The sequence below is a fragment of the Agrobacterium sp. SORGH_AS 787 genome (assembly GCF_030819035.1).
GTDB lineage: Bacteria > Pseudomonadota > Alphaproteobacteria > Rhizobiales > Rhizobiaceae > Agrobacterium > Agrobacterium larrymoorei_B.
Genome location: NZ_JAUTBG010000001.1, coordinates 1,027,401 through 1,051,378, shown reverse-complemented (window position 1 = coordinate 1,051,378; position 23,978 = coordinate 1,027,401). Strand labels below are relative to the sequence as shown.

The 23,978-nt window shown below is 55.1% G+C and carries 21 protein-coding genes; 14 read left to right on the top strand and 7 right to left on the bottom strand.

Annotated elements, in window-relative coordinates; all coding sequences use genetic code 11:
• The first annotated feature begins 16 nt into the window (after positions 1-16).
• Complete coding sequence (locus QE435_RS04570; RefSeq protein ID WP_349040411.1) at positions 17-811, top strand: alpha/beta hydrolase; 795 nt, start codon at positions 17-19, stop codon at positions 809-811.
• A gap of 220 nt (positions 812-1,031) precedes the next feature.
• Positions 1,032-1,646, top strand: a complete 615-nt coding sequence (locus QE435_RS04565) for a transglutaminase-like cysteine peptidase (protein WP_306929035.1) — start codon at positions 1,032-1,034, stop codon at positions 1,644-1,646.
• 40 nt (positions 1,647-1,686) lie between these two features.
• On the opposite strand, the gene QE435_RS04560 is transcribed toward QE435_RS04565, so the two are convergent.
• On the bottom strand, positions 1,687-2,607 hold the full coding sequence (locus QE435_RS04560) for a DMT family transporter (protein WP_349040410.1): 921 nt from the start codon (positions 2,605-2,607) through the stop codon (positions 1,687-1,689).
• A 134-nt stretch (positions 2,608-2,741) separates the two neighbouring features.
• Between QE435_RS04560 and QE435_RS04555 the strand changes: the two genes are divergently transcribed.
• Positions 2,742-3,179: an Lrp/AsnC family transcriptional regulator gene (locus tag QE435_RS04555; RefSeq protein ID WP_349040409.1), complete on the top strand. Its 438-nt coding sequence runs from the start codon at positions 2,742-2,744 to the stop codon at positions 3,177-3,179.
• A 3-nt stretch (positions 3,180-3,182) separates the two neighbouring features.
• Here the strand turns inward: QE435_RS04555 and mbfA are convergent, their stop codons facing one another.
• Complete coding sequence (gene mbfA, locus QE435_RS04550; RefSeq protein ID WP_349040408.1) at positions 3,183-4,166, bottom strand: iron exporter MbfA; 984 nt, start codon at positions 4,164-4,166, stop codon at positions 3,183-3,185.
• A gap of 383 nt (positions 4,167-4,549) precedes the next feature.
• Between mbfA and QE435_RS04545 the strand changes: the two genes are divergently transcribed.
• Positions 4,550-5,665, top strand: coding sequence for a Gfo/Idh/MocA family oxidoreductase (locus tag QE435_RS04545; protein WP_349040407.1), 1,116 nt, complete (start codon positions 4,550-4,552; stop codon positions 5,663-5,665).
• 101 nt (positions 5,666-5,766) lie between these two features.
• The gene (locus tag QE435_RS04540; RefSeq protein WP_349040406.1) at positions 5,767-6,378 is read left to right on the top strand and encodes a flavodoxin family protein; all 612 of its coding nucleotides are present in this window, start codon (positions 5,767-5,769) and stop codon (positions 6,376-6,378) included.
• A gap of 100 nt (positions 6,379-6,478) precedes the next feature.
• On the opposite strand, the gene QE435_RS04535 is transcribed toward QE435_RS04540, so the two are convergent.
• Entirely contained in the window at positions 6,479-7,027 is a 549-nt protein-coding gene (locus QE435_RS04535; RefSeq protein ID WP_306929024.1) for a cupin domain-containing protein, read from the bottom strand.
• A gap of 148 nt (positions 7,028-7,175) precedes the next feature.
• Between QE435_RS04535 and QE435_RS04530 the strand changes: the two genes are divergently transcribed.
• A complete protein-coding gene (locus QE435_RS04530; RefSeq protein ID WP_349040405.1) occupies positions 7,176-8,510 on the top strand; it encodes an aspartate aminotransferase family protein in 1,335 nt (444 codons plus the stop codon).
• Between the two features lie 130 nt (positions 8,511-8,640).
• On the opposite strand, the gene QE435_RS04525 is transcribed toward QE435_RS04530, so the two are convergent.
• Positions 8,641-10,065 (bottom strand): FAD/NAD(P)-binding protein, encoded by a 1,425-nt coding sequence (locus QE435_RS04525; protein WP_349040404.1) that lies wholly within the window; start codon positions 10,063-10,065, stop codon positions 8,641-8,643.
• Positions 10,066-10,414: 349 nt separating this feature from the next.
• On the opposite strand from QE435_RS04525, the gene repA reads away from it, so the two are divergent.
• From repA to QE435_RS04505, 4 genes are all read left to right on the top strand, one after another.
• Positions 10,415-11,629: a plasmid partitioning protein RepA gene (gene repA / locus QE435_RS04520; RefSeq protein ID WP_306929019.1), complete on the top strand. Its 1,215-nt coding sequence runs from the start codon at positions 10,415-10,417 to the stop codon at positions 11,627-11,629.
• Entirely contained in the window at positions 11,626-12,639 is a 1,014-nt protein-coding gene (repB, locus tag QE435_RS04515) for a plasmid partitioning protein RepB (RefSeq protein ID WP_309769748.1), read from the top strand. Before repA ends, repB begins: the two co-directional genes overlap by 4 nt.
• Before the next feature lie 296 nt (positions 12,640-12,935).
• Complete coding sequence (gene repC / locus QE435_RS04510; RefSeq protein WP_349040403.1) at positions 12,936-14,201, top strand: plasmid replication protein RepC; 1,266 nt, start codon at positions 12,936-12,938, stop codon at positions 14,199-14,201.
• Between the two features lie 130 nt (positions 14,202-14,331).
• Positions 14,332-15,705, top strand: a complete 1,374-nt coding sequence (locus QE435_RS04505) for a cytochrome P450 (RefSeq protein ID WP_349040402.1) — start codon at positions 14,332-14,334, stop codon at positions 15,703-15,705.
• 68 nt (positions 15,706-15,773) lie between these two features.
• Here the strand turns inward: QE435_RS04505 and QE435_RS04500 are convergent, their stop codons facing one another.
• Entirely contained in the window at positions 15,774-16,256 is a 483-nt protein-coding gene (locus QE435_RS04500) for a pyridoxamine 5'-phosphate oxidase family protein (RefSeq protein ID WP_306929014.1), read from the bottom strand.
• Positions 16,257-16,379: 123 nt separating this feature from the next.
• On the opposite strand from QE435_RS04500, the gene QE435_RS04495 reads away from it, so the two are divergent.
• The 4 genes from QE435_RS04495 to gshB all read left to right on the top strand — a co-directional run bounded on the left by QE435_RS04495 (position 16,380) and on the right by gshB (position 20,767).
• Positions 16,380-16,823, top strand: coding sequence for a PPC domain-containing DNA-binding protein (locus QE435_RS04495; RefSeq protein WP_349040401.1), 444 nt, complete (start codon positions 16,380-16,382; stop codon positions 16,821-16,823).
• Between the two features lie 178 nt (positions 16,824-17,001).
• A complete protein-coding gene (locus QE435_RS04490) occupies positions 17,002-18,765 on the top strand; it encodes a methyl-accepting chemotaxis protein (RefSeq protein ID WP_349040400.1) in 1,764 nt (587 codons plus the stop codon).
• A gap of 282 nt (positions 18,766-19,047) precedes the next feature.
• The gene (locus QE435_RS04485) at positions 19,048-19,662 is read left to right on the top strand and encodes a biliverdin-producing heme oxygenase (RefSeq protein WP_349040399.1); all 615 of its coding nucleotides are present in this window, start codon (positions 19,048-19,050) and stop codon (positions 19,660-19,662) included.
• Between the two features lie 148 nt (positions 19,663-19,810).
• Positions 19,811-20,767 carry a glutathione synthase gene (gshB, locus tag QE435_RS04480; RefSeq protein ID WP_309769742.1) on the top strand — a complete coding sequence of 319 codons (957 nt, stop codon included), beginning with the start codon at positions 19,811-19,813 and terminating at the stop codon, positions 20,765-20,767.
• A 64-nt stretch (positions 20,768-20,831) separates the two neighbouring features.
• Here gshB and QE435_RS04475 read toward each other — a convergent pair whose 3' ends face one another.
• Both QE435_RS04475 and QE435_RS04470 read right to left on the bottom strand, forming a co-directional pair.
• Positions 20,832-21,035, bottom strand: a complete 204-nt coding sequence (locus QE435_RS04475; protein ID WP_306929005.1) for a hypothetical protein — start codon at positions 21,033-21,035, stop codon at positions 20,832-20,834.
• A 274-nt stretch (positions 21,036-21,309) separates the two neighbouring features.
• Entirely contained in the window at positions 21,310-23,241 is a 1,932-nt protein-coding gene (locus tag QE435_RS04470) for a methyl-accepting chemotaxis protein (protein ID WP_349040398.1), read from the bottom strand.
• Positions 23,242-23,978: the final 737 nt, after the last annotated feature.

Below are 23,978 nucleotides of genomic sequence, written 5' to 3'. Positions count from 1 at the left end.
ACGTAAGGAGAATGAGATGACGCAGGCACACGAAGCCCTAGAGTATATTGTCGTTGGCAGCGGTGAGGCCGCACGTGAGATCGCTATCCTTTCTCGCGCAGCGCAAAACTTGGATCATCGCCCTGCCCTCGTCTGGCTTGGCGGATATCGCTCCGACATGACGGGCACAAAGGCCGTCGAGCTCGACCGCTTTGCGCAACAGGAGGGGCTTTCCTGCATCCGCTTCGATTATTCTGGCCATGGCGCTTCCAAGGGCGAGTTCACGAAAGGCACCATTTCACGATGGCTGGAGGAATCTCTTGCTGTCCTCGACGACAAGGCACCCGAAAGCGCCATCCTCATCGGGTCATCCATGGGTGGATGGATTGCGCTCAGACTGATCGAGGAACTGCGCAAGCGTGGCAAGGGCTCGAAAGTTGCCGGTCTCGTTCTCATCGCCCCGGCGCCGGACTTCACCGCAGAACTAATCGAGCCTAATCTGACCGAAGCCGAAAAAGCATCGCTCACGGAGCGCGGCTATTTCGAGGAGCCATCGGAATATAGCCTTGAGCCCAACATCTTCACCCGCGATCTGATGGAGGACGGCCGCGACAATCTGGTATTGAAAGGCGTGATCGATACCGGCTGCCCCGTTCACATTCTGCAGGGCATGCGCGATGAGGACGTCCCTTATCAACATGCGCTGCGGCTTATGGAACACCTGCCTGCCGACGACGTGGTCTTGAGCCTTATCCGTGATGGCGACCATCGGCTTTCGCGTCCCCAGGATATCGAGCGAATGCTCGCCGCGGTCAAAAGCCTTGTAGCCTAGGGCGCCGCGTCCCTTGGACCCGCAAGGGACGCTCTCTTCCTTTGAATCCAAGCATCGTTCTTTTCGAAAATCGATTTCGATTTTCGGGCCGATGCTGTGAGCATTTCGGCAACGGTCTTAACCATAATATTCATCTTGCGTTCATAGAAACCCCGGTTCGGATTGACACTTACCCCTTATCTCTCTTAACACTTTATTAAGACTTCAAGGGACGGGTTTGATGATGAATGCATCGCAGGCACGGGCGCTGCTCATGGCAGTGGCGGCCGCACTATTTTCTGCTGCCTCCGTGCAGGCCGAGAACAAGGGCAGCCCGGCCATGGTGACGGGCGGCATTACATCGCAGCCGATCGGCCATTACGAATTTTGCCAGCGATACGCATCCGAGTGCGATATTCGCAGCAAGCTGACACCCGCTCCTCGCGTGACGGATTACGGCTGGACTGTCATCCGCGACATCAACACCGAAGTGAACACGACCATCGTCGCCATGACGGATCAGGAAGTATATGGCAAGGACGAGTATTGGGAATATCCCAAGACCGCAGGCGATTGCGAAGACTTCGTGCTTTTGAAGCGCAAGAAGCTGATCGAGAAGGGTTTTGCCGTCTCGGATCTTCTTATCACTGTCGTGCGCAAGCCCGATGGCGAAGGCCATGCGGTGTTGACCGTGCGGACCAATGACGGCGACTTCATCCTCGACAATTTGTCGAACGAGGTGAAGCTGTGGACCGACACCAACTACACCTATCTGAAGCGTCAGGCGTCCTTCAACACAGGTCGCTGGGTCTCCATCGAAGATGGCCGCGATGTTCTGGTTGGCGCGTTGCGCTAAGCATGTCGCATCCGGCGTGAGCCACTTCAGTGTCCAGTTATCAAAGCGCGGACCGCGGCGTCTTTTGTGACGCGTCGCGCTTTAATTTCAGCCGTGGAACGACAGACCAACCCAATGTCGAGCCTGCTGCGGCCATGAGAATGGCGATGACGCCGATGATCTGCAATGGCTGCAGGTGATGGCCGAAGGCAATACGGTCGATGATGATCGCAGCTACCGGATAGATGAAGGACAGGGAGCCGGTGAGGTTCGTCGGTAATTTCTGGATTGCTCCGTAGAGCAGAATATACATCAGCCCGGTGTGAACGACGCCGAGCGTCACCAGAATCATCCATGCTTGCGCCTCGATGCGAGGACCGTCTGCCGAAAACGGCAGGAGCAGAAAAACGCCGGTTACCACCTGAATGAGCGCGATCAGTTGCGGTGGAACGCCTTTCAGTTTTTTGGCGATGATGGCGGCTACCGCATAGAAGAAGGCCGCGGCGAGAGCGAGCGCAATTCCCGCCAGATAGTTTTCACCGGAATATCCGGCACCGGGCTTCGCATAGATAATGGCCAGCGTGCCGAGAAATGAAATGGCGAGCCACAGGATCTTATTGAGCGTCAGCCGCTCCGACAAAAAAAGCGCGCCCATGGCGACCAACATAAAGGGTTGGGTATTGTAGACCGCAGTTGCGATCGAAATCGAAGCGCGTGGATAGGCGGCGAATAAGAGCAGCCAGTTCGTGACGATCGCCATGCCGCCGAGAACTGCGAAACCGAACTGTTTGCGCGAAATAATACCAAGCCGGAAAAATCCCATCGCGGCACAAATCGGCAGCAGGATCGCCGCACCGAAAACGCAGCGCCAGAACACAACACTCGTCACGGGCTGACCGGACAAGACAACAAACATACCGATGGTGCCGGAAATCACCATCGCGCTTGCCATTTCGATTACGCCGCGCATCTTTTCAGTCATCGTTAGGCTCCCCTTCATCGTGAGGAAATCTTAACGGATCACGGTGCCGATTAACTTGATCATTCAAAGGCTGTAAGGTAGTTTTGCTTACGTAATGAAGGCTGAAAACGGCGTATACTTAACAGGAGGCGCCCATGCTCGATGATATCGATAAACGCATCCTACAGCTTCTGTCCAATGACGGCAGAATGTCTGTGAAGGACCTTGCACAGCAGGTGGGTCTGTCGGCGCCGAGCACGTCCGAGCGGATCAAGCGGCTGGAAGAGCGAGGTGTCATCCGCGGATTTACCGTGGAAATCGACCCGGCGAGTATCGGATTCACTCTCCAGGCCATCATTCGTGTTCGTCCATTGCCCGGCAAGCTGCATGTCGTTCAACAGCTTATCGAGGCAATCCCTGAGATTTCAGAATGCGATAAGGTCACGGGAGACGATTGCTTCATCGCCCGTCTGCATGTCCGCTCGATCGAGGAGCTGGACACAATCCTCGACAAGATCGCCGACAAGGCGGAGACCAACACGTCCATCGTGAAGTTGCAGCCGATCAAACGCCGGCTGCTTCCTCTGTCCTGATACTCATCCGTGACCGATGATGATACCGGCCGCCAGAACCAGCGAGCCGCCAAGAACCACCTGAAACACGGCGCGCAAGAACGGCGTTTCCATGAACCTGTTCTGGATGAAGGCAATCGCCCACAACTCGATGAACACCACGACGGCTGCAATCACGGTCGCCGTCCAGAAGTGCGGAATGAGGTAGGGAAGCGCGTGACCAAGACCGCCGACAGCGGTCATGATACCCGACGCCAGGCCGCGCTTCAGCGGCGATCCACGTCCTGAAAGCTTGCCGTCATCGTGAGCGGCTTCGGTAAAGCCCATGGAAATGCCCGCGCCGACAGAGGCGGAAAGACCGATCAGAAAGGTCTGCCACGTATCCTGGGTGGCGAAGGCTGCGGCGAAGATCGGTGCAAGCGTGGAAACCGAGCCGTCCATCAGGCCTGCAAGACCCGGCTGCACATAGGTCAGCAGGAACTGTCGCTTGGAGGTCTCATCCTCTTCCGAGCGTGCATCTTCGGGAAGGTGCTTGTCGCTGAGCATGCCGGCAATGTCTTCATGCCCCCGTTCCGCTTCGGCCAGATCCCCGAGGAGCTTCCGCGTTTCCGCATCGGTCACGTGGCGAATTGCCTCGTCATAGAAGCGGATCGCCTGCTGCTCCATCTCCTCTGCCTGCTCGCGTATATGCTCCAACGATAGGGTATGGATCAGCCAATCCGGCTTGCGCTCGTAAAAGCCACGCACATGCTCGCGCCGAATGAGTGGAATGACATCGCCAAAGCGACGCTTGTGCATGTCGATCAGGACATTGCGATGGGCGTGCTCTACTTCTGCCATGTCATCGAAAATCTTAGCGGATTGCGGGTATTGCGCGCGCAAATGATCTGCATAGGACCGGTAGATCCGTGAATCGTCCTCTTCCGACGATATGGCCAGGGCAAGGATTTCCTGCTCCTTGAGCGAGGAAAAGGGACGTTTGGATGAGGAGAAGAGACTGCGGAACATAGGACCACCTTTTTAGAATGATTCTAATTAACTCACCAAAGCACGCTTCGCAAGATATTTAGAATGGTTCTAAGAAGGTTTTTTCTCTAGAAAGCCAAGGACGTTTCCGGACAACACGCCATGCTGCGATGTAAGGTCAAAGCCTACAGGCGAGCAAAACGGGCACAACCAACAACGTGAATATCGGTTGAGCTCGACCGCCGTCGACGCCTCCGTCCTTCCCGTTTTTTGCGCAGACTGTGAGACTGACGGCTGGTTACGACAAGCCCGGGATGGACCACGACATACCTGATCCGGAACATTGCTGACGGTCCTGCATTTCTCATTTGCAATGCCGCATCCGGCTGTGTTGCTCCCCCAATCCAGCGAGTTTCGAGAGCACAATGCCATCTCCAGAAAAGAAAATCCGTTACGCCGTCGTCGCCGGAGGCCAGATCTCACAGCAGGCCTTCATGCCCGGCATCAAGCAAACCAACAACTCCGAACTGACCGCACTTGTGACCGGTGATCCGGTGAAAGCAGACAAGCTTGCAAAACTTTACGAGATAAAGGCTTGGTCATACGAGCAATATGATGAGCTGCTGAAATCCGGCGAAATCGACGCCGTTTATGTTGCCACTCCAAACTTCCGTCACGCCCCATTTGCCGTTGCCGCTCTCGAAGCTGGCATTCACGTGCTTCTGGAAAAGCCGATGGCGTCAAGTGTCGATGAGGCTGAACAGATCCTGGCAGCACAGAAGAAAAGCGGCGCCAAGCTGATGATCGCATACCGTCTTCATCATGAGCCCGGCAATGTCGAGCTTTTTACGCGCGCCCGTAATGGCGACTTTGGTGATCTCCGCAGCTTCTCCTCAACGTTTGCCCAGAATGTCGCAGAAGAAAACTCTCGTGGTCATAACGGCTATTGGGGTGGGCCGGTACCCGACATGGGTGCCTATCCGCTCAATGCTGTGCGCAATCTCTTTGGCAGCGAACCCATCGCGGTCCACGCGGTAGGAACCAAGACCAGGGATCGCGGCTTCAACTTTCACGACACGGTCGCAGTCACTTTGCTATTTCCAGAAGAGCGGACGGCTCAGTTTACCGTGAGTTACGCGACAGCATCGGCCGAAAACTTTACGCTGGTCGGAACGAAATCAACCATCGAAGCATCGCCCTGCTACATGTTCGGACCTTCTGTCGGGATCGCTTACCGCGAAATTACCGATGACAGGGAGAAGGAGCACGTCTTCGAGCCGGTCGACCAATTCGGCAACGAAACGCAGTATTTCTCCGACTGCATTCTAAACGACCGTGATCCTGAAGCCGATGGCGAAGAGGGTCTGATGGACATGCGCGTCCTCGCCGCGGTTGAGCGGTCGCTTGAGACCGGGGAGGCCGTGACGTTACCCGCTGCTTCACGATCTCGCAGGGTCGAAGCCGACCAGGCGCTTCACTTGGATCCCGCCGACCAGCCATCAGAAGACGAGATGATCAGCATCATTCCCCAGTCGAAGTAAATCAGTCCACGCGCCTCCATGCATCACAAGCAGTCCGCGACACGGGAACAAGCCTCTCGTGTCGCGGTTACGAGATGATGTTCATTTTGGAGGAGAAGACAGTGGCTTTGAAAGCGATCGCGCTCAACGCAACCCTGAAGGCATCTGGCGGCGAGCCATCATCGACCGACCGCATGCTGGCACTCATCGCGTCAGCCCTGTCGAAAGATGGCGTAGAGACCGAAACCATCCGCCTTGCCGACTTCAATATAAAGCCGGGCGTCACCTCTGATGAGGGAGAAGGAGACGAATGGCCCGCGATCCGTCAAAAGATTCTCGACTCAGATATCCTCATCCTCGGCACACCGATATGGCTTGGACAGCCCAGCAGCGCTTCGAAGCGGGCGCTGGAACGAATGGACGCATTTCTTGAAGAAACCGATGATGCTGGCAGAATGGTATCTTACGGGCGGGTGGCTGCCGTAGCCGTTGTCGGCAATGAAGACGGTGCCCATCACGTGTCCGCCGAACTCTATCAGGCCCTGAACGATGTCGGCTTTACGATCGCCCCGAACGCGGTGGCGTATTGGGTGGGCGAAGCGATGGGCAGCACAAACTTTTCCGATCTGGAGCGCATTCCCGAAACAGTGACGAAGGCCGTCGACATGCTGGCTCGCAACACCGCGCACTTGGCAAAGCTGACGAGAGGCAATCCTTATCCAGACCAAGCATGATAACGGGTTTCCACATCTTCGTTGAAGAGATCGAACGGCACTTGCGATATCAGTCGAAACCATTAATTAGTCGGCTAATAAAATTGCAATGGCGGGTCATTTAAAAGCTTGGTGGCGTGCAGGCACTGATGACTTCGCAGGGCACCGGGCCAACGCAGCGAAAAATATGGGGACGCCTGCTTTCGAAATAGTACGCGTCACCCGGCCCGAGAATGCGGCGCTCATCATCGACAGTCACCTCCAGACGCCCGGAGAGTACGATGCCGCCCTCTTCCCCATCATGCACCAGTGGCACTCGACCGGTGCTGGCACCGGGTTGATAGCACTCTTTGAGAATCTGCAAACTCCTGCCGAACAGATTGTCTCCGATTTGCCGGTAGGAAATCGGCCCCTTGCCGATCTCCACCAGCTCCTCCGCTGCATAAAAAGCTTTGCGCGGTTTCTCGGGCTCGAAGGCGAAGAATTCCGCAAGGCCGATCGGAATGCCGTCCAGAATCCGTTTCAATGCACCAACAGACGGATTGGCCGAATTGGATTCGATCAGCGAAATCGTCGAGTTTGTCACCCCTGCCCTGCGGGCCAACTCGCGTTGCGACAACTTGTGCATCGACCGAAGATGACGCAATCTGTTGCCAATATCGACGCTCATTGAAATCTCCGCGTTTCACATGTTCGGTATAGCGCAAACATACACCCTTCTACTCAGTTAAAACAATAAGTTAGTACTGAAGAGAAAAGGACTTGTTTAGAGCGATAAAGTCGCGGATGGATGCATCATCCAAGTCAAGGGGACCCTCATGGACCATCAAAGCAAACCCAACATGCCAAACCTCGCCAATTTCTGGATGCCATTCACGGCAAACCGCCAGTTCAAGGCATCACCTCGTCTGCTGGCCAGCGCCGAGGGCATGTACTACACCGATATCGACGGCAACCGGATCCTCGACGGCACGGCAGGCTTGTGGTGCGTAAATGCGGGCCACGGCCGCAAACGGATCTCGACCGCTGTCGAGCGTCAGCTCTCCACCATGGATTTCGCGCCGACATTCCAGATGGGCCATCCCATCGCTTTCGAATTTGCCGAGAAGCTAGCCGCGCACGCACCGGGCGGTGCCGCTGCCGAGCTTGATCGCGTCTTCTTCACCGGTTCCGGCTCTGAGTCTGTCGACACCGCGCTCAAGATCGCCATCGCCTATCAGCGCGCCATCGGTCAGGGTACACGCACCCGTATCATCGGTCGCGAAAAGGGTTATCACGGCGTTGGCTTCGGCGGCATCTCGGTTGGCGGCCTCGTCAACAACCGCCGTGTCTTCCCGCAAATCCCCGCCGACCATATGCGCCACACACTCGATGTTGAGCGCAACGCCTTTAGCAAAGGCCTCCCACAACATGGGCTGGAGCTAGCAGAAGATCTGGAACGTCTTGTTGCCCTTCACGGCGCGGAAACGATTGCTGCGGTGATCGTTGAACCCATGTCCGGCTCAGCCGGTGTGGTTCTGCCGCCAAAAGGATATCTGGAAAGGCTGCGCGCCATCGCCGACAAGCACGGCATCCTCGTGATCTTCGACGAGGTTATCACCGGATTCGGTCGCCTCGGTCAGCCATTCGCGACCGATTATTTCGGCGTTGTTCCGGATCTGGTTACGACCGCCAAGGGTATCACCAACGGATCGATCCCGATGGGTGCCGTATTCGCGAAGAGGTACATTTACGACGCGCTGATGCACGGCCCGGAGAACCAGATCGAACTTTTCCACGGCTATACCTATTCCGGTCATCCCGTCGCCTGCGCTGCCGGCATCGCCACGCTGGAGATTTATGAGGAAGAAAGTCTTCTGACACGTGCGGCATCTCTTGCACAGAAATGGGAAGATGCTCTGCATGGATTGAAGGGTGCACCTCATGTTGTGGACATCCGCAATCTCGGCCTCGTCGGCGCCATCGAGCTCGCCCCGCGCGACGGTGCACCGGGAGCACGGGCTTACGACGTCTTTGTCGATTGCTTTAAGACAGGGCTTCTCGTCCGCGTTACGGGAGACATCATTGCGCTGTCGCCGCCGTTGATCATTGAAGAAGATCAGATCGATACGATCGTCTCCATGATCGGTGACGCTTTGCAGCGGGCCGCTTGATAGCCAAAACGAGGAAAAACGTCCGGGGTGAAGACCCTTCCCGGACGCACATTTGATGGAATTGAGTTAAAATTTAAGAACTTTTATCTCATTGTAATATAATGAGAAAAATCCTCATATCAAAGCAAAGTCAGACTTTGCTTTCTGCACTTCGTATGCACATTTCTGATGGATTTTGATCACTTGGCGATGACTCGTCTCGAATAAGATGCTGGATCTTTTCGGCGACCTTGCGAGTCTGCACGCGGATATCAGGTACAGCAGTAATTTCCCAAAACTGCCCCGCTGTCAAGGCACCTACCGCAAAGAGGTGCGGGTGAGCATGCCCATCAACCGTCAGGACTTGTGACTGCGCGTCGACCTTGATACCCAACCCGAGCGGATCCGTATCGATCATCTTATCCGTGACCATCTGCTGCAGAAGCGGTGAATGCGCGATGCCGGCCCGCTCCATTCCGGTGCAGTTCACCAGCCAGTCGAAAGGTAGAACGACCTCGTCCGTTCCGCCCCGCCTACGGTAGGTCAGCAAAGGCCCCTGCTTCTCTCTCGCGATACTCAGAACAAAACCAGCGTGGACTTCGACCACGCCCTCATTCAGTAAACCCTCGAAAACGTCATGGACCTGCGGCGCGACACGGTGCCGATGAATGTTCCACCAGGCCAAAGCATGTCGCAGGAACCGCGCGCGCTTCGGTTGGTCGAGCGACTGCCAGAGTTTTTGAGTATGGGGACGTAGACCATCCATAACGGCGCGCCACTCTGCTCCCGCCTTCACACGACGCCTGAGAGCAGCAAGGAGTTGACTGATTTCGCTTCGATCCAGGTCAAGCGTCGGGTCTACAGGTGTAACGGGCGATGTACTGTGGCCATGAGGGACAAGACCGCGGCGGGAAACAACGTGGATCTTGCCGTGATGCCCCATATTCCGTAGCGACAGGACTTGATCGATCATCGTCAGGCCGGAGCCTAGGATACAGATGGTGTCATCGGACTGAACCTTGGAGAGCCAGTTGAGACGCCAAGGGTTTCTGACGACGCGGCGCAAAAGAGCAATGTCTGCTTCCCGAGTTAGCCGCGGTAAACTCGCCGTCCCAACGCCGAGACACAGGATGGCCCTTGCAGACTTCAGCGACGTTCCGTCGTTGAGACGGAAGGCGACGCAACCATTTTCAGAGGCAGCACAGGACATCGCTTTGGCCTTGACGAAATCAACCCGAATTCTCTGCCTTTGATCTCTGAGAAGGGCTGCCAGCGTATCGCGCAAATAAAGTCCGTAATCATTGCGGCTCGCGAAACCGGAGCCATCCACATCTCGCTCTCGGCTTTTCAGCCAGTTAAGAAAGTCATCGGGACGATCAGCAAAGGCGCTCATACGCGCCGCTGGAACGTTTAATCGATGAAGATGCAATTCCGTCCTATATGCGGTTCCTCTTCCGAAACCGGCATCGTCACCGACGATAGCAATCGATGTACCCGCCGGAAGCAATTGTAAAAGGTTGGTCACCAGACTGATCGCTGAAAATCCGGATCCCACCACCGCGACGTCATAGATCATATTGGCCTCCTTGGTATTGCCTCAACAACAAAGCTCACGCCGCCTCAAAAAGCAAATGAAAGCATCGACACAAAGCAGGCGCGCAGCAGCAGGGAAGTCAGAACAGACGTGTTAGCCGCGGCTAACACAGAGTACATGCGAGAGCGGGATCTTCGTGACGTCTTTGTCGCGCGCCCGGAAACTCTGTTTCTGATTCAAAATGCGCTCGTATGACGCTGAAAAGATTCATGTTTGGGCCGAGAAATGCCTATTGCGTCGAAAAGAGAATCGGCGCTTATATCCCAGTTGCGGAAAAATCCGATTTCGACGGAAAAAACCGCAATTGATCTAACGAGCGGAAAAGAGAGAAATGACACCTGGTGCCGACCCAAACAATGCTGAAAGAGCGCCCGATCTCACGAGCCTCATCTTACAGCATTCGGCAGCTTTGTCTGCACAGCTTCAGGCGCACAATGCTCACACATTTGCGCCGTTGTCCGAAAAGATCATGCGCACCTTCTCTCCGTCCGAGACGGCTAAGCTGATCGGTATCGGCGAGGCCTATCTGCGCCAGATCGCTGCCGAGATGCCGGACCTCAGCGCGTCCCAAAGTGGCGGCCGCCGCAGCTACTCAGTCGATGACATCCATGCCATCCGCAAGCATCTCGATCAGGGCGCCCGAGGCACCCGGCGCTATCTGCCACATCGCCGTGACGGTGAAGCGCTTCAGGTCGTCGCTGTGATGAATTTCAAGGGCGGTTCGGGCAAAACGACAACCTCAGCGCATCTCGCCCAATATTTGGCCTTGCGCGGCTATCGTGTTCTCGCCATCGACCTTGACCCCCAGGCCAGTCTCTCCGCCCTCTTCGGCCACCAGCCCGAACTGGATGTCGGTCCCAACGAAACACTATACGGTGCTATCCGATACGACGACGAACAGCGTCCTGTTGCTGAAATCGTCAGAGGCACCTACATCCCTGACCTTCACATCATTCCCGGCAATCTGGAATTGATGGAGTTCGAGCACGATACACCGCGTGCGTTGATGCGTCGCGCGCCTGGCGATACGTTGTTCTTCGCGCGCATCGGACAGGCGATCGCGCAGGTGCAGAACTTCTACGATGTCGTGGTCATCGATTGCCCTCCTCAGCTCGGCTATCTGACACTCTCAGCGCTGACTGCTGCGACCTCGGTTCTCGTCACGGTTCACCCTCAAATGCTGGACGTCATGTCCATGAACCAGTTCTTGGCGATGACGGGCGATCTTCTCTCTGAAATCGGCCGTGCCGGTGCGCGCTCCGATTATCATTGGATGCGATATCTCGTGACCCGTTTCGAACCCAGCGACGGACCGCAGAACCAGATGGTCGCATTTCTTCGTTCCATCTTCGGCGAAAACGTTCTGAATCACCCAATGCTCAAGAGCACAGCCATCTCTGATGCTGGTTTGACCAATCAAACCCTCTTCGAAGTCGAGCGGACCCTGTTTACCCGATCGACATACGACCGTGCATTGGAAGCAATGACCAATGTGAATGCCGAAATTGAAGGCCTGATAAAAAAAGCGTGGGGTAGAACCGCATGAGCAGAAAGCAAATCTTCGCCAATCTCGGCGGCAACAATGCCGATAACAACGAAGCCGCTGCGGAACGTCCGCGTCCACGTATTCGTCCTATTCTCGGCTCGCCGGATCTGGTGACCGACACGGTCAACTCGCCCGTTGGAATGATCGGTCAGTCTCTCAACGAGGTTTCTGAACGCAGCAAGCGTGCCGAAGAAATCGAGAAGAAGCTGGCTGAAGGCTTGGCGATCGTCGCTCTTGATCCGGCCGATATCGATCCGTCCTTTATTCCTGACCGCATGCCAGCGTCGCGCGAAGCGGATGTAGGGTTGGTCGAAGCCATTCGTGAACAAGGCCAGCAGGTCCCGATCCTCGTTCGCCCACATCCCGACAGACCCGGTCGCTATCAGGTCGCTTTCGGACATCGTCGTCTACGTGCTGTTGCCGAGATTGGTATTCCTGTCCGCGCTGTCGTCCGTGATCTGACAGATGAGCAGCTTGTCGTCGCACAAGGCCAGGAAAACAACGAACGCCGCGATCTCAGCTATATTGAGAAAGCGCGCTTCGCACAGAAGCTACAGCTCAGATTTTCGCGCGATACCATCATGGCCGCGATGTCTCTCTATAAGAGCGATCTTTCGAACATGCTTTCGGTCGTCGGGCGTATTCCCGATGACATCGTTGATAAGATTGGTCCTGCCCCTGGCGTCGGCCGTCGAAACTGGATGGATCTCGCAGACCAGTTGACGTCATCCAAGGTGAATGATGTTGCACGGTCTTTTCTTGACGATGATCGCATCGAAAGACTTGCGTCGGAAGAGCGTTTCAAGGCTCTGCTGGAATATCTCAAGCCTAAGGTCGAGCCCAAGCGCAGCGGCGTTCTGGCGTTGAAGAGCGGTCAGAAGCTCGCGAAGATCGTCGAGACGGAGCGCAAGGTTGATATCTCCATTGATCGCAAGGAAGCACCTGAGTTTGCTTCTTTCGTTCTGGAGCATCTGCAAACTTTATTCGAGGAGTATCGCTCGAAACAGTAGGACCCGTCTGTCGCTCAAGGTCAGTTGAGGCTTTGAGCTACAAGGAATTCGAAACACGACATTGAAGCGCAAGACAGATTTCCCAGGATTTCGACGTGCTTTAACGAAACCCATAACTGAAACAGAAACAGGAGCATCTGGCCCAAAAGAAAAAAGCCCCCGAACGTTGCCGCGCGGAAGCCTTTCTTTGATTTAAGCACCCGAAGAATCTCATTTCCGCGAATCATAGTCAAGAGTCTTGGCATCGAAATCTTTTCGGTGAGCGATTTTCTTTTGCCTCGTTGAAGGTGAAAGACATGAATAGCGATATTGTAACGACGCCCTTTGGGCGGCGAGGGGTTAGTTATGCCCAACTCGCACACCAATTTGCGTCCCAAAACATCAGTGCGGAACAGTCCATCGACAAATGGAAACTCTTCCGCCGCATCTGCGAGGCAAGAAACGTTCTCGGCGTTTCTGATCGGTCTCTTGCCGTTCTCAATGCCCTTCTTAGCTTCTATCCGAAAACGGAACTATCCGACGAACATGGTTTGGTGGTCTTCCCATCCAACGAACAGTTGTCGCTACGGGCCCATGGAATGTCGGAGCAGACACTACGCCGGCATCTCGCAGCGCTTGTCGATGCGGGCCTCATTCTGCGCAAGGACAGTCCAAACGGCAAACGATATGCCAGAAAAAACCGCGCCGGCAGTATCAGCGATGCTTTCGGATTTTCGCTGTCCCCCCTCATCGCACGTTCTGACGAGATCGAAGCAATTGCGGAAATGCTCTCCGAGGAACGTCTTCAACTCCAGCGTCTGCGTGAAAAAATCAGCCTATGCCGACGTGACATTGTCAAACTCATCGAGCTTCTCGCCGATTGCACCGATCATGAGCGACTGGATGTCTTTCGCGCACGTCAAATCGTGATCACTGCAAAGCTGGATCGCAAAACGAAGGCACCACAGCTAAGCCTCATTCTGGAAGAATTGAGCGAAGTTCGTGAGGATATTGCTAAGCTTTTGGAAAAACAGCTAGAAATCGAAAAAACAAGCGCCAATGCCTATCAAAATGAGCGGCTTATACAGAGTTCAGAATCCGAATCCTATTTTGAAGATGCCGACCTTGTGGAAAACGCAGACGACCCCCAAGCCGATATCTCCACGACGTCTAGACCAGCAATCAGCACAAATCCCTCCAGCCTAGCAGAGGCAACCGTCAACGAAGAGAAATATGATCTTCAGACAGTGCTACGAGCATGCCCTGAAATCTCGCTTTACGGTCCTGGTGGCGTTATCAGAAGCTGGACAGACCTCAAAAGTGCAGCAAATGTGGTAAAATCCATGCTTTCAATCAGTCAATCTGCTTATGACGAGGCGGAGAGACAGGTAGGTCCTCAGGCCACATGCACAATCATAGCGTGTATCTTGGAAAGATCCGAACAGATCAATTCCGCAGGTGGCTATTTGAGAAGCCTCATCAAAAAGAAGCACAACGACAGCTTCACTGTAAAACCCATGCTGATGGCCCTTCTTCGATCTAAGATGGCGAACAATGCGCGCCCCTCTCAACTTCTCTGCTGAACACCTGGACCCTGTGAGACATCCAAAGCCCGGATCATGAGAAAGGATGAAGATTAACAAGACCGCCATAACGAGCTTACCACCGTCGCAATCTGCTTCAGGCTTCCCATATCAGAAGCAAGGAGAGCAAATGACAGGGAGCAGTCCATTGAACGACCAGAGCGTATCACTGAGGCCCATGGGGCCTGTAACGGAAGCTTCAACGGCGAAAGCACTATTGGCGCTTATCCGCAACCCACTCGACGCCCTGCCGCCGGCAGTCTTTACCGAACCACTGGTGTTTTCGAAGACAGCCGGAAGGGTCAGTATCTACATCTCTGATCCTGCGCTAATCCAAGAGGCACTGGTCAAGAATGCAGATGTACTGGGGAAGGGCGATCAGGTTCGCCGCGCGCTGGGGCCAGCACTTGGGTCTGGGTTGTTGACGGCCGACGGAGCACACTGGAAATGGCAACGTCAGTCGGTTGCCAGCGCATTTCGACCATCTTCCCTGACAGAGCTTCAGCCAGCCATGCTCGCCGCTGCGCGACAGACGAGCGACCGATTATTGAAGCAGCAAGGTGAAACAGTTGATATCGGCCATGAGATGATGAAGACGACCTTCGATATCATTGTCGAAACGATGATGTCGGGTGGTCATGGCATTGATGTGAATCGTGTTGAACGTAGCATCACGGATTATCTTCGACCAAGCGGCTGGACATTCGCGCTTGGGGTCGTGGGCGCACCGGACTGGACGCCGTATCCAGGAAGGCGACGGGCGACGAAGGCGGTAGAGTTTCTGCGCTCTAGCCTGTCGAGCGTTCTGGAGGAGTGTCGGCGTAGCCCATCGGATCGTCACGATCTCGTCTCCATGCTGATTGCGGCAACCGACCCGGAAACGGAGCGTAAGATGACTGACGAGGAGATCATCGACAATCTGATGACGTTCATCACCGCTGGCCATGAGACGACAGCCCTTGGTCTCGCCTGGACTTTCGATCTTCTGGCGCGGCACCCCGAATACGAGGCGCGTGTAGCGGCGGAAATTGATGAGGTCACTCAGGGCGGCGAGGTAAGACCGGAGCATATCGCGGAGCTGCACTATACGAGGCAGGTGTTTTCCGAAGCTATGCGGCTTTACCCACCAGCCCCGATCATCACTCGGACAGCACTCAAAGACTTCAAGCTTGGAGATTACCTCGTGCCGGAGGGCACCGTGATGTTCGTTCCGATCTATGCCGTCCATCACCACGCTGCAATCTGGAGCGCGCCGGAAACGTTCGATCCTGACAGATTTCGACCAGACGCAACCAAGGCCCGGCACCGTTATGCCTACATGCCTTTCGGTGCAGGCCCCCGAATATGCATCGGAAACGCTTTTGCTGTGATGGAGGCCGTTGCCGTTCTGGCCGTCATTTTACAGAAGCTTCGCTTGAGAACGGCTGGCAACACACCCGAACCGCTGATGAAGGTAACGCTGAGGCCAAGAACCAGTCTGAAGATGACGGTTGTAGCGGCGTAAAGTAGGGCAGGACCATGTGCAGGTCAGAGAGAAGAATGGCCAGCGCATCATCGCTGGCCGTCGTTGTTTTACATCTCGACCTTGGCGTTTTCGCCCATATCGGGGCGAGTGTTGCTCACGGCTGCGGCCGCCATCTTGATATAGCTGATGACGGTGCCGGGGCTGTCCCAGTATTCTGCGGATGATGGGGTGACCTTCAGGACACGAATGGAAGGGTCTTCCGCACTGTCCCACCACGCCTTCGCTGGCGTCGAAAACAGGTCGCGGATCCGCTCGCGGTCGTTCTGAACCTCCGCGGTGCCGGAGATCGAGACGTATTTTTGGCCCTTGGAATCCGCGAAAGCCAGGCAGACATTTGGATGTCGTGCGATCTCCTCGTCCTTATGACTTGCGACATCGGTCAGAAAATAGAAGGAATTTTCCAACTGCTCGGCGTGAGCAGCCATTGGCCGTGCGCGAAGATCTGAGCCTGTTTGCGTCGTCAGCATGCAAAAGCGGATCTTTTCAGCCAGATCCCAGACCTTTGCGTTGTCATCTTCGATATGTGCCATCTGGCCCTCCTGTAATCGATGCTCCTTGAACGACCTTCGCCGTGACATCGTTCCTCCTGAGGGAACTTCCAAAGCGTACGGCCAGTTTGTCCGCAGGATATAATCGGCAGAAAGAGACAGCACATGCAAAGCAAAGAACTGGGTAGAAGCGATCCCTGGAGCGAGCGAAACTTCATTCTGGTCCTGGACGATGGAGAGGAAGCTTTTGCCGCCATTACCAAGTTTTGTGAAGAGCAAAACATCACCGGAGCCTCATTGACCGCAATCGGTGCCTTCAAACAGGCTAAGCTCGGCTTTTTCGACTTCGCACAGAAAAGCTACATCGACATTCCGGTCGATACCCAGTCTGAAGTTCTAAGCGCCATTGGCGATGTCGCAGTCGATGACGCCGGAAAAGCCAGTCTGCATTTGCATGCTGTTCTCGGTTTTGCCGATGGCTCGACGAAGGGCGGGCATTTCATCAGCGGTATTGTACACCCCACATTGGAGATCATAATCCGAGAAAGTGCTGTTGCTTTGCGTCGACGCAAGAAGCCGGAACTCGGTATTGCGCTGATCGATATCTGAGGGAGCGGCAATGGGCTCATGACGCTTCGTCGAAGTGAATGCTGAGGGAACGTTATCTAGAGGCGGGGATATTAGACTTTAGAGTAAAGCTTAATTAGAGAGACCAAATTTTTTCTTCACTAAATTATTAACTTCGACATGAGAGGATGGCCCAAACCGCTCTTCAGGAACATTGCCCATGGCGCTTCTCTACAATTCCGATGCCGCAAAAATCTTGAACGCACTGGATCTGTCCTTTGCTGTCATCGAGTTTGACGTGGATGGCAACATCCTTAAAGCCAATAAAAACTTCTGTGACCTGATGGGATACTCGTCATCGGAGCTCCGTGGAAAACACCACAGTATTTTCCTGGACGACGATTATGCGCGGTCAGCCGATTACAAGACCTTCTGGAACAAGCTTCGCAGCGGAGACTTCGTCTGCAGCGAGTTTACCCGGCTTGCCAAGGATGGGACGGAAATCTTCATTCGCGGCAACTACAATCCGATCAAGAACAGCGCTGGCAAAGTGCTCAAAATCATCAAATTCGCCAACGACATCACGCAGACCAAGATGCATGGCATCGATACGGGCGCAAAGATCGAGGCGATCTCAAGAGCTCAAGCGGTGGTCGAGTTCAAAACGGATGGCACAATCCTCTGTGCAAATCAGAACTTCCTACAGGCGCTTGGCTACACGGCTTCTGAAGTCGTTGGCAAACACCATAGAATGTTCGTTGATCCCGCTTTTGCGGCGAGCCCGGACTACGCGGAGATGTGGCGGAAACTCAACGCTGGAGAGTTTGTCGCCGGCGAGTTCATGCGGGTGGGCAAAGGCGGGCGCCCCGTCCATATTCAAGCGTCCTACAACCCGGTCTTCGATTTCAAAGGGCGGGTCTTCAAGGTCGTCAAGTTCGCGACGGACGTGACAGATCGCGTCGAAAACGTCGAGAGACTGGCCAATTCTCTTACAAGCCTTGCGCATGGCGACCTGTCGCAAACGATCGATACACCGTTTATTGCAGCACTCGACCGGCTGCGCCGTGACTTCAATGCCGCATCCGCCAAGCTGCGAGATGCTATGTCGACCGTGCGCAGCAATGCTGAGACGATTTCTGCCGGTGCGCATCAAGTCCGCATCTCCGCTGACGATCTCGCAAAGCGGACGGAGCAACAGGCAGCATCGGTGGAAGAGACTGCAGCAGCGCTTGAGGAGATTACCACGACGGTGAAGGATTCAAGCCAACGGGCGGAAGACTCCGGCCAACTGGTGGGACGCGCGAAAGCTCATGCAGACCGCTCTGGCGCGATCGTGAACGAGGCCATGCTGGCGATGGACAGGATCAACCAGTCGTCGAACGAGATCTCCAATATCATTGGTGTGATCGACCAGATTGCTTTCCAGACCAATCTGCTTGCATTGAATGCGGGCGTGGAAGCCGCGCGTGCCGGAGAGGCCGGTAAAGGCTTTGCCGTCGTCGCCCAGGAGGTCAGAGAATTGGCGCAACGGTCAGCCTCCGCGGCAAAGGAGATCAAGGCGCTGATCACTGCTTCCGGCGCTCAGGTCGCCAATGGCGTCACGCTGGTTGGCAAAGCTGGCGAAGCGCTGCAGGAGATCGCCGGCAATGTTCAGGACATCAACAAGGATATCGGCGCAATCATCGAGTCAGCGCGCGAGCAGTCCACCGCTCTCAACGATATCAATCGCGCTATCAATCTCGTAGACCAGGGCACGCAGCAGAATGCGGCCATGGTCGAAGAGCAGACGGCAGCCAGCCATGGCCTTGCAGCAGAAGCAAAGGCGCTCTTTGCCTTGCTGGAGCAGTTCCGCTTCGATGACCGTGCGGCGGTCACGTCGGCACCGTCCAAACCCGTTCAGGCCAAACCGCCAGTCCAGCGCTCAGGCCCGAAATTCGTCTCGCATGGGAGCGCGGCGGTCAAGGCTGAATGGACGGAATTCTAACATCGTCGTCCTCTGCCTTTTGCGCTGGTAGGGCTGCCCGGCCCGCATTTACAGCGGATCGTGGAAACCAAGCCGTGGCTTCTCGAGCGATGCTGCTCTTGAAGCCACGGCTTGACTCTGCGCGAGATAGTCCCACCAATCGTCAACAGAGTTTCGATACGGCGGCTCTCCGTTTCACGGCCTGGATGAACGGCGCATTTAAATTTGACTTTAAAAGGAAAGATTTTTATGTGCAAATGCGCTGACCAAAGCGCAAGTCGATAAACAGGACGACCACAGAATATGAACAGCGTGAGCCCCATCGTAGAGGAAACCCAGATCGAGCCCAGCCGCACGAAGCGCCTGAAAGCGGGGACACGTGACGCTCACAGTGCGCTCGACAGCTTCATCATGGCCGCCAAGCCATTCGAAAATCGGGAAAACTTCGGCAAATTCGTGAAAACGCAGTACCTGTTCCACAAAGATCTCGATGCGCTTTTCTTCAATGCGACCCTAGACGGCCTTCTGCCGGATCTGAAAGGACGCCGCCGCATTGAACTCATTGAACAGGACCTGCAGGATCTGTCTCTCGATGTTCCGGAAAAGCAGAGCGATCGTTTCCAGCGGGGCGATGAAAATTTCGATCTGCCGGAAGCAATGGGTTGGCTCTATGTGGTGGAAGGGTCCAATCTCGGCGCCGCATTCCTGCTGAAGGACGCTGCCAAGCTCGGACTGGGAGAAGCGTTCGGCGCACGCCATCTGGCTGGAGCTCCGGAAGGCAGAGGCTTGCACTGGCGCACATTCACCGCAGCTCTCGATGAGATTGAGTTGACTGACGATGAGGAGCGCCGTGTCGTTTCCGGTGCACAAGACGCCTTTGTCGCAGTTCATAATTACGCTCGTCAGATGATGGCTTGAACGGCTTTATCTCTATAAGACTATCTCCGCACTGCTGAAGATGCGAGCAGGTCTGTGTGAATAAAACTCACAGATCCGGCTTGCCGCGCTAGTTGCCTTTGAAGGTGCTCTATCCTACATCAGACGGGCTTTTGAAAAGGAATTGCGCATGGCGAAGATCAAGAACGTTGCGATCCAGATGGATCATGTCTCGGGCATCAACATTGCCGGAGATTCAACATTCGCCATCAGCCTCGAAGCCCAGGCAAGGGGATATCGCCTTTTCCACTACACGCCGGACCGCCTGTCTATGCGGGATGGGAAGATCTATGCCACCGTCGAGCAGATGGAACTGCGTGACATCAATGGCGACCATTACTCGCTGTCCGAGCCAGAGCGGGTCGATTTATCGACGATGGATGTGATCCATCTGCGCCAGGATCCTCCCTTCGATATGGCGTATATCACCTCGACGCACCTTTTGGAGCGCATTCACCCCAAGACGCTTGTCGTCAACGACCCCGCCTGGGTGAGAAACTCACCTGAAAAGATTTTCGTCACCGAGTTTGCGGATCTGATGCCCGCGACTTTGATCACCAAGGACGTTGCCGAGATTGCCCGCTTCCGTCAGGAAATGGGCGATATCATCCTCAAGCCTCTCTACGGAAACGGTGGGGCAGGGGTGTTCCACTCCACTCGCGACGACCGCAATTTCTCCTCGCTCCTGGAAATGTTCGGCCAGATGTTCCGCGAGCCCTATATCGCCCAGCAATATCTGCCGGACGTGCGAAAAGGCGATAAACGCATTCTTCTGGTGGATGGTGAGCCGGTTGGCGCGATTAACCGTGTGCCGGCTGAGAACGATGCACGTTCCAACATGCATGCTGGTGGACGTCCCGAGCCGACTGAATTGACGGCGCGCGAAAAAGAAATCTGCGAGCGCATCGGTCCAGCCTTGCGTGAACGCGGCTTCCTCTTTGTCGGCATCGACGTTATCGGCACCTATATGACGGAAATCAACGTCACCTCTCCCACCGGCATTCGCGAAGTCAAGAAATTCGGCGGCGCCGATGTCGCCAGCCTTCTTTGGGATGCGATCGAGCGCAAGCGTGACGCTCAGGATTGACACTCCAGTTGTAAACGCCTTCTCCCTCAGACCGTCTCATTCGGTCTGAGGATCTGGTTTCGTTTTAGCGCTTCAGTCCCAGAAAGATCAGCAGAAATGCGGCCGCAAGAGGCAGCCAGAAGTGCATGAGGCCGATCGTGCTCAAGACTGGAAACTCTTCCTTGCAACCTGTCGGGTTCATGCCGCAGCCGAGCGGAACAAAAAAGAAGAACCACACGAACGTCAGGCAGACGAGCAGCGTCCCCGCGATCAGCAAGATTATCTTCACCTCACTCTCCTCCCTGCCTGCCTCGTCCGGCACACTGTCAAGTCCCACGCCTGATGTGCTAAAGCCTTGATAGGCATCATGCAATCACACCAATTTGCCATCGATTGATCGCACCGGTTACGGCAGGCACAACCAATGCAGGCACTGCTCAAAACGTCGTTGCGCCTACATCCGGAGCTTCCGGATGCAGGCGCAAGTATTGGTGTTTCTTAAGGCGACGGCTTTGAGGCTGGAGTGCCCCTCGAAAGTCAACGACGGCTCAAGTGTTTGCCGATCAGACGACTTGTCGGAACTCGTCGTCTGCACCGTCCGGTCCACCCATCGACATGTCGAGTGCGAAGCCATTGGCGCGGGCCTGCTGGGCGTGGACGGAGTGGGTCGGGGCTGCGCGGCGAACGGGAGCAGCAGGCTTTGCAGCAGGACGGTGGGAGACCGACGGAGCTGCGGGGCGAGCCTGTGCCGTGCGACCATTCGTGGTGGCACGCTCGACCTTGAAGAAGGCGATGCTGGCCTGAAGCTCTTCGGCCTGTGCGGCGAGTTCTTCGGAGGTCGCAGACATTTCTTCGGAAGCACCGGAGTTCTGCTGCGTCACCTTGTCGAGTTGCTGGATCGCTTCGTTGATCTGGCTGGCACCGATATCCTGCTCGCGGCATGCGGCAGAGATTTCCGATACGAGTTCTGCCGTCTTGCGGATGTCTGGAACCAGACGGTTCAACATATCGCCCGCTTCGGTCGCGACCTGAACCGTCTCGCCGGAGAGCGAGGAGATTTCGGCTGCTGCTGCCTGGCTGCGCTCTGCAAGCTTGCGGACTTCCGAGGCAACCACCGCAAAGCCCTTGCCATGCTCACCGGCACGTGCGGCTTCGACGGCGGCATTGAGTGCGAGAAGGTCGGTCTGACGCGCGATCTCCTGAACGATAGAGATTTTTTGGGCGATGGTGCGCATGGCGACGACGGCACGGCCAACAGCTTCACCACTGGCTTCGGCGTCCTTGGACGACTGGCGAGCGATCTTCTCGGTCTGGGCAGCATTGTCTGCATTCTGCTTGATGTTGGCAGCCATCTCTTCCATGGAAGCGGATGTTTCTTCTGCAGAGGAGGCCTGTTCTGTGGCACCCTGCGACAGCTGTTCGGAAGAGGAAGATAGCTCCTGGCTGCCGGAGGAGACGTTGTCAGCGGCAGCCAATGCGTCGGCCACCACCCCACGCAAACGCTCCACCATCGATTGAAGCGCAATGCCGAGCGTATCGCGCTCCGACAGAGGTTGTGGCGTGACGGTCAGATCGCCGTTTGAAATCTTGTCTGCGACACTTGCAGTTTCGCGCAGATTGGTCACCATGTCCATCATGGCGTTGCCCAGCGTGTCCTCGTCCGACAGAGGCTTAACGTCCTTGGAGAGATCACCAGCTGCAATCGTGCTGGCTACATTCGCCGTCGCACGTAGATTAGTCGTCATGATGTTGATCTGATTGACAAGATCTTTGATCTCGTCATTCGTCTTGACCTCGACGTTTGCGTTGAGGTCGCCTCTCGCGACTGCTTCAGCCGCGATGATAACCTTGCGCAGTCCGCCATTGATACCCATCGCAATCCAGGTGGCAACGATCACGCTGAACAGGATAGCGACGCCAACGGCAATGATCATGATCAAGCGCACTTGTTCGTACATCACCTGGCTTTCCGTTAGCATCGTGTCGACACGCTCAAGCTGGACCCTGACCAGTTCTTTGGTGTTGGCTCCGATTGTCTTTGACAGATTGCGCATGTGTCCGTTGGAGTAATCCACAGCACCCCTTGCGTTGCCCGACGCGAGCATGTCTAGGAGCTTGGCCGATTCCGTCCTAAAGGTTGAGAATGTCTCGGACACCCCAACCCAATATGGCTTACCCTGTGGAGACGCCTGTGCGAGACCCATTTCAACGAGCTTTGCAGTCTCAGCTGCGAGATCGTCCGACGTCTTCATGTAGCTCGTCGCCTCATCGACACTTGACGCCAACAGCGCGTTTTTCTGCTGCCTGATCACTTCGGAGAGATTGCGGTCGATCTGTAATGCATATTGGAGGCGCTTCTCAGGACCGTTTGCGAGGTCCCCGATCGCCTGATTGACGGTACCTAGGCTAGTGACGGCGTAGGCCGAAATCCCAGCTAAGACGGCAAGGATAAAGGCGAATGCCAAGATCAGTTTCAGTTTAATCGTAAACCGCATGTCAAATGTCCTTTAAGCGCTTTATGACGAAATGTTGCAGATGTGCACCGTGGGGGACGGTGCACCCAGCAGGCGTTTTTCAAAGGGATAGTTTTGATAGACGTCACCACGTTGGACCGGGAGCGGTACTGCTGGATGATATGGCTATCGAGGCATCATCGAACGAGCTTCAATTTTGAACGCAATGCTTTTGATGAAATTGGCGGCATTTGTAACCCTCAGGCATCGGAGCGTATCACTGGCTCTAGACCACCGCGGACAGAGTTGTATCATCATAGACAACGTACTACTCTCTTTAGGAGGGCTCAGGAGCTTGCTAATACAAAACATTTCCGAGGTAGGACGCTTTGAGGATCAAACAAAATTTTTAGTGAAACTCGCGCGCATCATGCGATCGAGATAAGCAGACACAGCCAAGGGGTTGTGCGGCAGCAGCGTGTATAATAAAAAAACTAGCTCTATATAGTTAAGGAGCCGTTACGAATAAGCATTCGAAACGGTTATTGTGGTAAATCATTTTAAAAAGGAATCGGTCGCGTATGATCCTGAAAGACTAACGTAGCGTTAGTTCGGTTGGAAAACTGCTCTAATTTCTAAAGCCCGACCTCAACGCTGGCATTTGTTATGTTTAGACAGAGAGTGCATCTGCGCAACATTCCCCTAGCTTCAACGAAACCTTGCTGCAGATTACAGCCAGCCCCAGCAATCTATGTTAGTCTCGTGATGAGGACCTCACG